This window comes from Pseudomonas salicis (assembly GCF_057128705.1).
Genome location: NZ_JBSKHU010000002.1, coordinates 965,223 through 977,989 on the forward strand (window position 1 = coordinate 965,223; position 12,767 = coordinate 977,989).

General features: G+C 59.2%; 11 protein-coding genes and 1 pseudogene. 9 read left to right on the forward strand and 3 right to left on the reverse strand.

The annotated features are described in order from the left end of the window. The first annotated feature begins 64 nt into the window (after positions 1-64). From ACWKWE_RS10655 to ACWKWE_RS10675, 5 genes and pseudogenes are all read left to right on the forward strand, one after another. On the forward strand, positions 65-529 hold the full coding sequence (locus ACWKWE_RS10655; RefSeq protein ID WP_074759287.1) for an Lrp/AsnC family transcriptional regulator: 465 nt from the start codon (positions 65-67) through the stop codon (positions 527-529). 103 nt (positions 530-632) lie between these two features. Continuing rightward, positions 633-1,283 carry an HD domain-containing protein gene (locus ACWKWE_RS10660; RefSeq protein WP_483850456.1) on the forward strand — a complete coding sequence of 217 codons (651 nt, stop codon included), beginning with the start codon at positions 633-635 and terminating at the stop codon, positions 1,281-1,283. 408 nt (positions 1,284-1,691) lie between these two features. Beyond that, positions 1,692-2,507: pseudogene (locus ACWKWE_RS10665) on the forward strand (MCP four helix bundle domain-containing protein); the annotation flags it as partial. 69 nt (positions 2,508-2,576) lie between these two features. Further along, positions 2,577-3,365 carry a methyl-accepting chemotaxis protein gene (locus ACWKWE_RS10670; RefSeq protein WP_483850484.1) on the forward strand — a complete coding sequence of 263 codons (789 nt, stop codon included), beginning with the start codon at positions 2,577-2,579 and terminating at the stop codon, positions 3,363-3,365. 179 nt (positions 3,366-3,544) lie between these two features. Beyond that, positions 3,545-4,711, forward strand: a complete 1,167-nt coding sequence (locus tag ACWKWE_RS10675) for a hypothetical protein (protein ID WP_483850457.1) — start codon at positions 3,545-3,547, stop codon at positions 4,709-4,711. Between the two features lie 180 nt (positions 4,712-4,891). Here ACWKWE_RS10675 and can read toward each other — a convergent pair whose 3' ends face one another. Next, entirely contained in the window at positions 4,892-5,533 is a 642-nt protein-coding gene (gene can / locus ACWKWE_RS10680) for a carbonate dehydratase (protein WP_110949859.1), read from the reverse strand. A gap of 150 nt (positions 5,534-5,683) precedes the next feature. On the opposite strand from can, the gene ACWKWE_RS10685 reads away from it, so the two are divergent. Then, entirely contained in the window at positions 5,684-6,097 is a 414-nt protein-coding gene (locus tag ACWKWE_RS10685; protein WP_166598747.1) for a serine kinase/phosphatase, read from the forward strand. Between the two features lie 139 nt (positions 6,098-6,236). Here the strand turns inward: ACWKWE_RS10685 and rimI are convergent, their stop codons facing one another. Further along, positions 6,237-6,689: a ribosomal protein S18-alanine N-acetyltransferase gene (rimI, locus tag ACWKWE_RS10690; protein ID WP_166598746.1), complete on the reverse strand. Its 453-nt coding sequence runs from the start codon at positions 6,687-6,689 to the stop codon at positions 6,237-6,239. Next, positions 6,682-7,488, reverse strand: coding sequence for an energy transducer TonB (locus ACWKWE_RS10695; protein ID WP_483850485.1), 807 nt, complete (start codon positions 7,486-7,488; stop codon positions 6,682-6,684). The genes rimI and ACWKWE_RS10695 overlap by 8 nt, the downstream gene beginning before the upstream one ends. A gap of 144 nt (positions 7,489-7,632) precedes the next feature. Between ACWKWE_RS10695 and mksB the strand changes: the two genes are divergently transcribed. The 3 genes from mksB to mksF are packed head-to-tail and all read left to right on the forward strand — an operon-like array spanning position 7,633 to position 12,438. Beyond that, complete coding sequence (gene mksB / locus ACWKWE_RS10700) at positions 7,633-8,910, forward strand: Mks condensin complex protein MksB (protein ID WP_166598745.1); 1,278 nt, start codon at positions 7,633-7,635, stop codon at positions 8,908-8,910. Beyond that, positions 8,900-9,607 carry an Mks condensin complex protein MksE gene (mksE, locus tag ACWKWE_RS10705; RefSeq protein ID WP_166598744.1) on the forward strand — a complete coding sequence of 236 codons (708 nt, stop codon included), beginning with the start codon at positions 8,900-8,902 and terminating at the stop codon, positions 9,605-9,607. The genes mksB and mksE overlap by 11 nt, the downstream gene beginning before the upstream one ends. Further along, on the forward strand, positions 9,604-12,438 hold the full coding sequence (mksF, locus tag ACWKWE_RS10710) for an Mks condensin complex protein MksF (RefSeq protein WP_483850458.1): 2,835 nt from the start codon (positions 9,604-9,606) through the stop codon (positions 12,436-12,438). Before mksE ends, mksF begins: the two co-directional genes overlap by 4 nt. The last annotated feature ends 329 nt before the right edge of the window (positions 12,439-12,767 follow it).

Here is a 12,767-nt window from a genome sequence, read left to right on the forward strand (position 1 = left end):
ATTTGCCCGACACAATCGCTGATCGGCAGCATAAAAAACTCCAAAAACGGCAGACGAAAGCACGATGAACTTCGACAGCATTGATCTGAAAATCCTTCGGGAACTGCAACGGGACAGCAGCCTGTCCAACGTCGAACTCGCCAAACGGGTTCACCTGTCGCCATCGCCGTGCCTCGCGCGGGTCAAGGCTCTGGAAGCGTCGGGCTGCATCCGCGAGTACGTCGCCCTGCTCGCCCCTGAACATTTGGGACTGCGCCTGAACGTGTTCATCTCCATCAGCCTGAAAGAGCAAAGCCGTGAGGCCCTGCAGAATTTCGAGCGCCGCGTGTGCGAGTGCGAAGAAGTGATGGAGTGTTACTTGATGACAGGGGATGCCGACTACCTGCTGCGCGTGGTCATGGCCGACATGCAAGCGCTCGAACATTTCATCATCGAACGCCTGTCGCCGATGCCGGAAGTCGAGAAAATCCGTTCCAGCCTGTCGCTCAAGCAGGTGCGCTACAAGACTGCATTGCCGTTGCGGCCATGACCCGCCGCCTGCGTGCAGCGAACGCGAGGGCCTTCACACGCGGGATCAGGTCCATCTTCTATGCTGCTCCTATCCGCCAGCATTCCACCTGCAAGGACAATCGATGACCGCACTCTCCTTCGCGCCGTTCCAGGACCTGGCTGACAAGCTGCTGCCGCACACCATTGCCGAACGGGCCGACGGCTCTCACGACGTCTCGCATCTGCATCGCGTCTGGACCAACGTCTGCGCCATTCGCAATAAAGAAGGGGGCGATCCCGAGATCCTGATCGCGGCCACCTTGTTGCACGATTGCGTGTCGGTGGAGAAAAACTCGCCCTTTCGCTCCAGCGCGTCCCGCCTGGCCGCTGCGAAAGCGGGGGAGCTGCTGTCGGAAATGGGCTGGGACGAAGAACGAATCGACGCTGTGGCACACGCCATCGAAGCCCACAGCTATTCGGCGAACATTGCGCCCACCACCCTCGAAGCCCGCATCCTGCAAGACGCCGACCGCCTCGACGCCATCGGCATGATCGGCGTCGCCCGTCTGTTCTACGTTTCGGGCCGTATGGGCAGCCACCTCTACGACCCGACCGACCCTCAAGCGAAAAGCCGAGAACTGGACGACAAACGGTACGCTACCGATCACTTCAAAACCAAACTCTTCACCCTCGCCCAAGGCTTCCAGACGGCCACAGGAAAACAGATGGCACAGACCCGGCACGAGCGCGCCGAGCGGTTTTTGCGAGAGTTTATGGAAGAGGTGGGTGAGTAACGCTTTCTACTGCGTCAGAAATAGGTGGGGCACGTTCAACCCGTGTCTCACCAATGTACTCGTCAGCATTGTCGAAGAACTCGTCTGAAAGTTCTGGAGCATCGTCCGTATCTACCCACACGGGCTCATTTGAATCGTCCTGTTCAACCACTGCATCTACTCCAAAACCCATCGGAATACATTTTAGTGACCGAATCGACGCCAACTAGCCGACAGTGAGCAGTACAGAAAAACCTTACGGAGATAGAAGAAGCCGCCTAAGCCGAATCTGAAATGCCGGAATTTGCCCTTAGTTTGTCTGCCGTCAAATCACAACAAATCTGAAATATTTCGGCTGGATGTCATAAAGACATCACGGAACATCTCTATAACGAAGTCTCCGGTGTATTCGTCGATGAGATTCGTGTTGTGAAAAGGTCATTGCGTGGGTTGTTCCGTCCTTCGTCCAAGCCAGCGTTTCTGCGACGCTTTCGGATTGCTCAGCGTCTGGTGCTGTGTTTCGGCATCACCGCGATGCTGCTGGTGGCGTTGGGCGTGTTCTGTCTGTTGCAGATGCAGAGCATTCGCGATCAGGGCGCGGCGGTGGAAAGTGGGGCGATGCCGAGCATGGCCATGGCGGATGCCATCGCGATCGACCTGATCAAATTGCGCGGCGAGAGCGCACGTCTGATTGCCAACGCGGACGATCCGGGCGCGGTGGTCAACAGCAAGATCAACGTCGAGCAGCTGAAAAACGAGGTGGAGAAGAGCTTTAGCGATTACCTCTCCCATGCAACTGACAGCACGGAACGCGACTCCATCAAGGCTCTGCAAGACGCTTACAAGGCGTTCATGCCGGGCCTGCATGACGAAATCGGCTTGATCGAACAACGCAAACTCGACGATGCACGGATGCTGCTCAACACGACATTGAGCTTGCAAGGCGACTTGATGGACATGCAGGTGCAATTGCTGCGTGAACTGAATAAGCAAAGTGCTGCCGCCGCTGTAGACGGCGCGGGCAGTCGCTTCCAGCAGACGCGCATCATCGCGGTCAGCGCCATCGTGATTGCTTTGGTATTGACCCTGTTGTTGGCGTGGCGCTTGAGCGTGAGCATCATCCGGCCGCTGCGCCAATCGCTGCAGATCGCCAGCACCATTGCCGAGGGTGACCTGAGCCCGCAACCGATCCCGGAAGGCAAGGACGAAACGGCGCAGCTACTGAAAATGCTGGGCCAGATGCGCGGAAATTTGCACGGCACCATCGATCAGATTTACGCGGCAGCCAGCCAGTTGAGCCAGTCGGTGCAGGAGATGGGCGCGATTGCCGAGGCCAGCGCCAAAAACCTGCAGGCGCAGAACGACGAAATCGAACAGGCAGCGGTGGCGGTCAATCAGATGAGCCAGGCGGCGGTGGAAGTCGCTGACAACGCCAGCAACACGTCGACCGAGTCGAAAGCGTCGAACGAAGCGGCCGCCGAAGGCCGCATGCGCCTGACGGGCACCATCGATTCAATCAGAGAGCTGACCGACAATGTGCTCGACTCGTCTCATCAGGCTGATGGTCTGGCCGAACGCACACTGAGCATCAGCAAGATTCTCGAAGTGATCCGCGCCATCGCTAACCAGACCAACTTGCTGGCGCTCAACGCGGCGATTGAAGCAGCGCGTGCAGGCGAAGCGGGCCGTGGATTCGCGGTGGTGGCCGACGAGGTCAGGTCGCTGGCACAACGCACCAGCGCTTCGACCACCGAAATCGAAGGCTTGATCAACGATGTTCAGAAGAGCACTCAGGACACTGCTGAAACCCTGCGCGTCACTGCCGCCCAGGCCAGTCAGACACTGGAGCAGGCCGCAGCCACCAGTCAGGCGTTGACCGTGATCATCAGCTCAACCTCGACCATCAGCGACCGCAACATGCTGATCGCCAGTGCCGCTGAACAGCAGGCACAGGTCGCCCACGAGGTGGACCGCAACCTGAGCAGCATTCGCGACCTGTCGACGCAATCGGCTTCCGGTGCCCAACAGACCACCGTGGCCAGCAATGCCCTGGCGATGCTGGCGACCGATCTCAACTCGATGGTGCAGCGCTTCGTGCTCTAACGCTCCGGACTCCGTAGCAGCATGGCCTGTTGGCGGTGGCGACTTTCAACTCGCCAATGCCAGCAAGCCGCAATGCTAATGAGTGATTTCAGACTTAATGTATTTCTTGTCATGTCCAGATGTTTCATTATTGAAACACACCCGCGCAGACGGGTGCCCACGCCAACAAGGACATGAGCATGAAGAAAACCGCAGCATTGAGCGTTGCACTCACCGCTTTCGCTCTCAGCTTGACCGCCCACGCAGACGTCGATGTCAGCCTGGGCAGCAAGGACCGCGTCACCCGCCTCTTCGCCTACCCCAATAACTGCAACGTCATTTGCTTCCGTAACTGGACGCTGGAGCAGACGGTCGAGCATTACCTGACGCAAAGCGTTCAGCGCGACGGCTACCCGACCGCCAACGTCAGCGTGACCAACGACAACGATCAGCTGCACGCCAAGATCACCGGCGTACCAGATGGCTATGACAAGCCGCTGACGAGTCTGTTGAATGCGGGCGATCTGGCATACACCGGCGCGAGCAAACTCAACGCGGATGGCAAATTTGCCTACAACTGGTACCTGTTCCTGCCGCTGGGCATGGCGCTGGAAAATCGCAAAAGTGTCGAGCTGCTGCATTTCCCGCCCGACTATTCGCTGACTCAGGCCCAGGATTACCTGCGCTCGGCGACCACTGACCGCTGGGCCGAACTGCTGACCGATAACGGTATTCCAGCGGATCAGACCCCGGCGTATCAGACCATCATCGACATCGCCCCAATTGCTGCGCCGTCCAATGCAGGCAGTGATCTGGAGGGCGTCTACAGCTATTTCAATGACTATCAGACCACCATGGTCAAGGACGTCAGCCAGAGTTCGGCGGGCACCTCGCTGCCGATGGTCGCGTTCGGAGCGCCGGTGCGCAACTGGCTGAAAGCGCAGTACAACGTCAACGTGCCGGTGCTGGGCCTGGCGACGATCAGTCCGACGACGGGGCAGACTGTATCGGTGATCGGCTCCAACCACCCGAGCTACATCTGGTACGCGGCGGACAAGAGCAACTATGGCGGCGATGAAGCCAAGGCTGACGCGGCGGGTTTGAAAGTCATGGGGCAGGACTTGAGCGCCGCGTGCTGGCAGGCGGGGATGGGGCAGAAACCGGGTTCGGACGCAGCGGCCCTCTTGAGCCAGTGCACCACCAACTGGCAGGTGACCAACAAAGTCGAGACCTGCAAGCTGTTCTACACCTCGATTCGCAACCTGACGCCTGACCAGGCGGCTGCAAAATGCCGGACCGGTTCGGTGGGTCGGCAGCTGGATCAGCTGCGCAAGCCGTTACCCGAGATGCTGAAAAAGCAGGCCTGACTCCTGTAGGAGTGAACTTGCTCTGGGCGGCATCCCGACGATTGCAATTTGTCCGACACCTATTCATGCCTGACACACCGCCATCGTCGGGATGCCGCCCAGAGCAAGCTCACTCCTACAAATTTAGCGGTCCTGTCTTACGCATTTCGTCGCATTCCAGGGTCCGCTGTATCAGAAGAGTCACTCCCCTAACGGACGTAACCGATACTGCGGCGGCAACTGCTCAAAACCGCTGATCGTCGTGTTCAGGCTCTTCCAGCGTCCGTCCTTGATCCCGTAGATGCAGCCGTGGATCGACAACTTCTGCCCGCGATGCCAGGCGTTCTGCACAATGCTGGTGTGCCCGACGTTGGCCACCTGCTGAATCACGTTCAGCTCGCACAGGCGGTCGACCTGCTCTTCCTCGGTCGGCAGCTTGCTCAGCAATTCACGGTTCTCGTAATACAGATCGCGAATGGTCCGCAGCCAGCCGTCGATCAGGCCGAACTGACGGTCCTGCATCGAGGCGCGCACGCCGCCGCAGCCGTAGTGGCCGGTGACGAGGATATGTTTGACCTTGAGGACATCGACGGCGTACTGAATCACCGACAGACAATTGAGGTCAGTGTGCAGCACGACGTTGGCCACGTTGCGATGAACGAACAGATCGCCAGGCAGCATGCCGACGATTTCATTCGCGGGGACGCGCGCGTCCGAACAACCGATCCAGAGGTATTCCGGCGTCTGCTGACGGGCCAGCTTGGCGAAGAACTCAGGGTCTTCTTCCTTGATGGCGGCTGCCCAACGTTCGTTGTTATCGATCAGATCTTGTAATTCGTTCATACGTTGATGCCTCGGAAATGATGCCCAGCTATGACAGGCGCTCGACGGTCGGGGTCACGCCATTTCGCCACGACCGATGGAGAATCTGAGTGAATCTTCATAACGCCCCCCGGTCCACCTCATTAAGACCGCTCACAATGAGGATTTGCCATGAACGATCCACGCCGCCCTTTCGGCGCTACCCAGCCCGAGCCCATCGACGATAACGAAGATCGCATGGGCTCGATGGAAGAGCTTAACTTCAATGACAATAACGAACCCAGCGGACGGATCGGTGACACCATCCCTGCAGATGAGCTGGAAACGTACATTCCTGACGAGCGCGTGCGGGAAGCGGGCATGACCGGCGCATCGACGGACGATCACAACCCGACAGACGATGACATGAGTCCGGAAACGCTGATCGACGAAGACGGCTCACGCTCGGCCCGCGAGCAGGGTGAAGGCGGCCCGGCAGACTTTGATTTGAGCATCGTCGACGAAGACGAAATTGGCGCGGGCGGCGGGCTGGATGAAGAGGAAATGGCGATTTTCGATCCGCTGGATGGTAAACCTGAGATTTAACGCGTCTGTTCAGGCAGGTGAAACCCTGTAGGAGCGAATTCATTCGCGAGACGGCATTCCAAACGATTCAACGGTGTCGGATGTACACATGTCTCGCGAATAAATTCGCTCCTACAGTCTGAGGCTCAGCCTCGGGTGATCAATCCGTCAGGGTGCAGGCCATGACCAGCGCGTCTTCACGGCCACCCACCGCCGGGTAGTAATCACGACGCCGACCCACCTCGTTGAATCCGTACCGCTCGTACAACCGATAGGCCGACTGGTTGCTCGCCCGCAGTTCAAGGAAGCACTCGCGGCCATTCATCTCGTAAGCGCGCTTCATTAACTGATCCAGCAACAACAGCCCCAATCCCCGGCCTTGGCTTTCCGGCTTGACCGTGATGTTCAGCAGATGCGCCTCATCGATGATCACGTTAATGACCCCGTGCCCCACCTGCTGATTGCCTTCGAACATCAACCAGATTTCGTAGGATTTGAGGCCATCCAGAAAGATGCCCCTCGTCCACGGGTGGCTGAATGCCGCGTATTCAATCTTCAACACCGCATCGAGATCGGCTTCGGTCATGCGGCGAAACGTTACGGCATCACTCATTTACGCTCTTCCAACGTCCCATCAATTGACGCATGGCACGCCACACATCGGCCTTGCGCTGAGGCTCGTCCATCAGGAGTTCCAGACCCGGCAGCGCCCAGGCCGATCCCAGACCTTCGACCTGGAATTCAAGATTGTAGGATTCGGCGTCAACTTCCCCGGCAAAACGTATCGCCGGCAGTCCGATCAGCCACAAACAGGTGCAAGGCTCCTCCTCTGTCCGGGCATACAGAAAACCCTGAACGAAATCACGAGCCGCCTCGGGGCCTTGATCCATCTGGCCGCGTACCAGCAGCGGCCAACGCACAGGCTCGCCGATGATCTGCGGACTATCAGGCAAACCGGCGGCGCGCAGCATGTCCTTGAGCAAGAGATAAGAAGGATCGCGACTCTGGAAAGGCTCGCCCGTTGCCAGCTCAACCAACAGCAAACAACTGCCCGCACGAAGCAATTGCAACGAGAAGCGCGGCGGCGGCACAACCGGCGCTTTCACGACTTCCGGGGCTGGCTCATCCTCCACCGGCTTGACGGCTGGTTTGGCAGCGGAGGAAGGACGAGGAATTTCGATCTTCGGTCGCTCCACCGTGCGTGCCGCAGGGGCTGCGCCGTTCGGGCCCTCGCTGCGGGAGACCGCAGGGGCCACCGATGGCAGCGCCTGTGCAACCTCGTCCTCAAACACCGGCAACGGCGCGAGCAACTCCGGACGCGAAGGCGCAGCAAAAGGCAGATCGGTGCGCGGCAGCCAACTGACCACCTGCATGGCGGTCAAATAAGCGCGGCGGCGAGGCTCGTTGAGCAAGGGGCAGCCACCTGTGGATAAAGTCAGGACGGGGATTCTACAGACGTTCGAGACTTCACGCCGCAGTTGATCGACTGAGGGTGAAAACCAACCCCCGCGATGCAGTACAATCGCCGCTTTTATTTGCCAACCTGCGGCCCTCCGATGATCGAACCTAAGCGCGTCCTGCGCGCCCTTGCCGAACACTGGGCGCTTCTTGAGCCTCTGTGCGAGCACTTCGACCAAGGCACCCTGAGCCTGAGCGAACTGCGCCTGCAACTGGCCGCCCAGCAACTGGAAAGCACACCCCAGGACATCACCCACCTGCTGGACGTGTGGATTCGTCTCGATATTCTGGTTCCTGTGGCCAAAAGCCCGAACCGTTTCGAGCTGAACGCGCAGATCCACGATTTCCTGTCGTACCTGCGCCGCGAGCACCGCCTTGGCCTGTGCCTGGAGATCGAAGCCTATCTGCGCCATCTGGAGCGACTGGCCGGTTACATTCAGGAAGCGTTCGACGCCCGCGATGCCAACGATCTCGCCCGCCAGTTGCGCCTGCTCGACATGCGCGTGCGCGACGTGCTGAAAAAGCTCGCCAACGATGAACAGGCGCTGGTCGCCGTGGCCGAACGTGCCAAGACCAGCGACCGCCAGATCCCGCTGCGTCAGCGCTATGCCGAAGTGCTGGCGACCTGGGATGAGTACGTCGAGCCTATGATCCAGCTGGTCAACGCCGACGGCGCCTTCGAACAAGGCGTGCGCAAGGTCGAAAACGTCTTGCTACGCATGCTCACCGATCAGCAGCGCCTTGGCCATCTGGTCGACGACGACATGCTGCTGCGTACTCACGCGCGGATTCTTGAAATGCAGACCAGCGCGCAACTGACCCTGCGTCATGCCCGCGAACTGCTGCTGCCATTGCGTGAAGAGGCGCGTCGCCACAACGCCGTGACCCGTGGCGCCGCGCTGGCCCTGTCAGCCATTCGCCGCAAGGGCATCGACGCGGTGCCCCAGGCCGCGATGCCGATGTTCACCCGTCCGCAAAGCACTTTCCTCGGCAGCGCTAACCAGGTGGAAGCGTATGTTTATGCGCTCGCCCGCTTCGAGCCGAAACCGGCACGCTTCCCCAAGGCCAACGTCACCCGCAAGGGCGAGCCGCCACGGGCGCCGCGCACCGTCAAGGAAATGGTCGAGCGCTGCGAAGAGGCCCTGCCGATGCCGGACCTGATGGTCTGGCTGCTGGAGCAGGAACCGACCGGCGCCACCGACGAATTGCTGTATTGGTTCTCGCGCCTGTCACGGGAAAAACGCTTCAAACGCGAGCGTCTCGAACGCCGCGAATACTTGACCCAGGAGCACCGCGTCAGCCTGCGCTCCTTCGCCCTGCTCTCAAGCAAAGACGCCACCCCAGAGAATTCCGAGGGCACCGCCCATGCATCTTGATCTATCCGAACTGTCCCAGCTTGCGCCGATCTTTCGCGAGCTGTTCAAGGGCTATCACGTCAGCCGTCGCGACCCTGAGCTGTACGCGCAACTGTCCAACTTTCAGGACCAATACCGCACACTTTTCAAGGCCCTGGGCTTCGAGCTGATCTGCGACACCCGTGGTTTCTACTATTTCGTGCCGGACCTGGCCGCCGCCCAGGTCAACAAGACTGCACAGCGTCTGGCCTTGTTTACGTTCATCCTCGTCGAGCACCTGGCCGATCAGGGCCGCGACCCGGTGGCGGTCCTCGATGGTGGCAGTCTGGGCCGCGACGAACTGCCCTCACTGCTGGATAAATACCGCGACCTGTTCCTGCAAGCCGAAGTGCAGACCCAGGAAGAGCTGGAAGAGAAAATCATGCGCCGCATGACCCAGCTCGGCTTTGCCTCCGAAGAAGTGGGTATCTATCGCTTCCTGCCGCCGATGCACCGTTTTCTGGATGTATGTCTGTCGGTTCAGCAGGACCGCGACCTGGCCGCCAGCCTGCACAGCGACCTGCCATTGCCCACGCCGGTGCTGATCGACGACGACAGCGACGAGAAGCTGCTACAGACCGACGACCCGCTCGACCTGGCGGAATTTGACGACACCGAAGAAAGCGAAGAGCAGGCCTTGGCTCGCGCTATCGCCGAAGAACAGGAACATGACGCATGAGCCAGGAACGCTATGGCATCCGCCGCTTCGCCCTGCTGAATACCGCCGGTTACAGCTTGGGCCTGTTCCCGCTGGAGCACCCGTTGTCGGTGTACGGCGCGAACAACCTCGGCAAGAGTGCCTCGATCAACGCACTGCAATTCCCGATTCTGGCGCGCATGTCGGACATGTCCTTCGGTAAATACAGCCTCGACCAGTCCCGCCGCTTCTACTTCGCGTCAGACACCAGCTACATCCTCGTCGAAGTCGCCCTGCCCCACGGCCCGCACGTCATTGGCGTGGTCGGTCGAGGTCCGGGCGGCGGCTTTGGTCACCAGTTTTTCGCCTATGCGGGCAAGCTGGATTTGGCGCACTACCAGAAGAACGACACCTGCCTGCGGCAGAAAGAGCTGTTTACCAATCTGGAAAGCCAAGGCCTCAAAGCCTACGAGCTGAAACCGGACGAACTGCGTCGCTTGCTGGTCGGTGGTCATACCTCGATCCCGCTGGACCTGACGCTGATCCCGCTGCGCTCCACCAGCGAACAGAGTCTGAAAACATTCCGCGCGTTGTTCATCAACCTGTTGCACATGCGCGAAATCACTGCTGCCAAACTCAAGCAACTGTTCCTCGACGCGTTCGAGCACAGCCTGCGTTCCGGTAGCGTGGATTACATCGCCGCGTGCGAAGAAGCCTTCCGCGACGTACGTCGCATGGAACAGGACTACAACGCGCTGGTGCTTGCCGGTCCTTTGGTCGAAGCCCTGGCGAACGGCGTCAAACAGCGCGACATCCTGCGTGGCAAGTTGCATCGCCTGTCGCCCTTGCTGGACTCGTTGCTTGGCACATGGCAGGACTACTCCAACGCACGCAAGGAAGAGCTGGTCATTCAGGCCGAGCATTACCGGGGGGAACAGGACGCCTTGCAGAACGATCAGCGCGGCGGCACTCAGGAGCTGATGCGCCTTGAGCGTGAGATCAGCGACCTGCAACGCTGGATCGGCGAACTGGCTGTTTTGAAGAACCGCTTTGCGCTGGTGGACGACGTTCGCGTTCTCGAACAGCAACTGCTGGCCGCCAAAGATGCCCACGACGAACTGGCCGGTGCGCTGGCACAGTCCCGTCAGTTCAGCGCTGAAGACCTGGACGAACGCCTGCGCGATCTGGAAAAGCGTCTGAAATCGGTGAAGCAGCAGCTCGATCATGCGGACAACAACAGCTACGCCCGACTGCGAGAAGAGTTCTCGCAACCGGACGTCGAACGCCTGATGCGCCTGTTCAACAGCTCACTCTTTAGTCTGCCGCTCGGCGAACAAGGCATCGCGCTGGATGACGGTGATGCATGGGTCAAATCGCTGGAGGCCATTCTGGATGGGTTCAAAGGCGAACACTTCCAAGTGCCCGGCCTGTCGATCAACCTGTCGCACATCGAGCCTCCCGCGTTGCAGGCGTTGGCTGACCGCGCAGCGTTGCGCGATCAGAAAGAGCGTCTGGAAAAAGAACTCAAGCAACTGAAGACCCAGCAAGCCGTTGCGGCTGACCGGGCGGCAAGCAAAACCCAGACTGAAGCCCTGTATCAGCAGGTGCTGGATGCGCAGAAAGCGCTGGAAGATTTCCGTCGCACCCAGACCCTGAGCGCCGAAGAAGGCGAGAAGCTGGAACAACTGGCTCAGATGGAAGCGGCACAGGACGAACTCAAGCGCTCCAGCGATGCCTTCACCGAACGCGTTCAGCAACTGTCGGCGAAGCTTCAATTGGTGGGCCGTCAGATCGGTGATCTGGAATCCAAGCAGCGCACGCTGGATGACGCGCTGCGTCGCCGTCAGTTGCTGCCTGCTGATCTGCCATTTGGTACGCCGTTCATGGAGCCTGTCGACGATTCGCTGGACAATCTGCTCCCCCTCCTCAACGACTACCAGGACAGCTGGCAAGGTCTGTTGCGTTGCGATGGTCAGATTGAAGCCTTGTATGCGCAGGTACGTCTGAAGGGCGTGGCCAAGTTCGACAGCGAAGACGACATGGAGCGCCGTCTGCAACTGCTGATCAACGCCTATGCGCACCGTACTGATGAAGCGCTGACTTTAGGCAAGGCACGTCGTGCAGCCGTCACCGACATTGCGCGGACCCTGCGTAACATTCGCAGTGACTACGACAGCCTTGAGCATCAACTGGCGTTGTTCAACCGCGAGATCAACCGACGCCAAGTCTCCAACCTGGAAAGCTTCCGCATCGTTCTGGCTCCTAACAAGGAAGCGCTCAAGCACATCGACCAGATCATTCACAGCGCCGGTCAGTACGAAGAAGGCGAAACGCTGTCGGTCTTCGACCTGAGCCAGAGCGCCGAGCAGGACAACGAGAACGAAGAAGCCAAGGAATATCTGGCGCGCCTGGTGGCAGCGAACCATAACCAGCTGGGTCTTAAAGATCTGTTCGAGCTGGCGTTCGAAATCACCAAGGTCAACGGCCAGCCGGTTATCCACACCGACATCGATGGCGCCGCGTCAAACGGCACGACCATGACCATCAAAGCGCTGACCAACATGTACCTGTTGCTGCACTTGATGGACCGCGATCTGGCCGGTCGTGTGCGCCTGCCTTACTACCTCGACGAAGCGGCAGACATTGACGAACGTAACCAGGCAGCGTTGCTGGAAACCAGCCTGCAATTGGGCTTCGTGCCAATTCTGGCGAGCGTTAAGCCGCAAGTGTCCGCGCATGTCGCGATCGACCTTGAAGGCGGCAGCGGCCCTGCTGGTATTTACATCGATGAGGCCGACTGGAAATACATTCGTCGTCGCGATGAAGTGAGTACGGTGAAGGCTGTGGAAGTAGCGGAAGCTGCTGCTGAATAGCCCTTATTCAGGTGGTAACGAAAAGCCCTGCAGCGATGCGGGGCTTTTTTATGGGCTTTCGCCCGTCGTAGCAGCAGGGCTCGCCGCAGGTATTGCCCGGAGGTCGCCTCCCCGGTAGGAGCGAATTCATTCGCGGGACGCAGGTTCAGGTCCTGCATCTCTATTGCCTGTACGGCCCTCTCGCGAATGAATTCGCTCCTACACGTTCTCTCGCAAATTGAGGTTGAATTCTGAGTTTTTCCGCGCGCAAAAACAAAACCCCATCTGCTTTCGCAAATGGGGTTCTGGAATTTAATCTTGACGATGACCTACTCTCACATGGGGAAACC

Excerpts from the sequence above, each read along its gene's own strand:
- ACWKWE_RS10655 (WP_074759287.1), top strand. The coding sequence starts at position 65 with ATGAACTTCGACAGCATTGATCTGAAAATCCTTCGGGAACTGCAACGG.
- ACWKWE_RS10685 (WP_166598747.1), top strand. The coding sequence starts at position 5,684 with ATGAACGATCCACGCCGCCCTTTCGGCGCTACCCAGCCCGAGCCCATC.
- mksB (WP_166598745.1), top strand. The coding sequence starts at position 7,633 with ATGATCGAACCTAAGCGCGTCCTGCGCGCCCTTGCCGAACACTGGGCG.
- mksF (WP_483850458.1), top strand. The coding sequence starts at position 9,604 with ATGAGCCAGGAACGCTATGGCATCCGCCGCTTCGCCCTGCTGAATACC.
- ACWKWE_RS10675 (WP_483850457.1), top strand. The coding sequence starts at position 3,545 with ATGAAGAAAACCGCAGCATTGAGCGTTGCACTCACCGCTTTCGCTCTC.
- ACWKWE_RS10670 (WP_483850484.1), top strand. The coding sequence starts at position 2,577 with ATGGGCGCGATTGCCGAGGCCAGCGCCAAAAACCTGCAGGCGCAGAAC.
- ACWKWE_RS10660 (WP_483850456.1), top strand. The coding sequence starts at position 633 with ATGACCGCACTCTCCTTCGCGCCGTTCCAGGACCTGGCTGACAAGCTG.
- mksE (WP_166598744.1), top strand. The coding sequence starts at position 8,900 with ATGCATCTTGATCTATCCGAACTGTCCCAGCTTGCGCCGATCTTTCGC.
- rimI (WP_166598746.1), bottom strand. The coding sequence starts at position 6,689 with ATGAGTGATGCCGTAACGTTTCGCCGCATGACCGAAGCCGATCTCGAT.
- can (WP_110949859.1), bottom strand. The coding sequence starts at position 5,533 with ATGAACGAATTACAAGATCTGATCGATAACAACGAACGTTGGGCAGCC.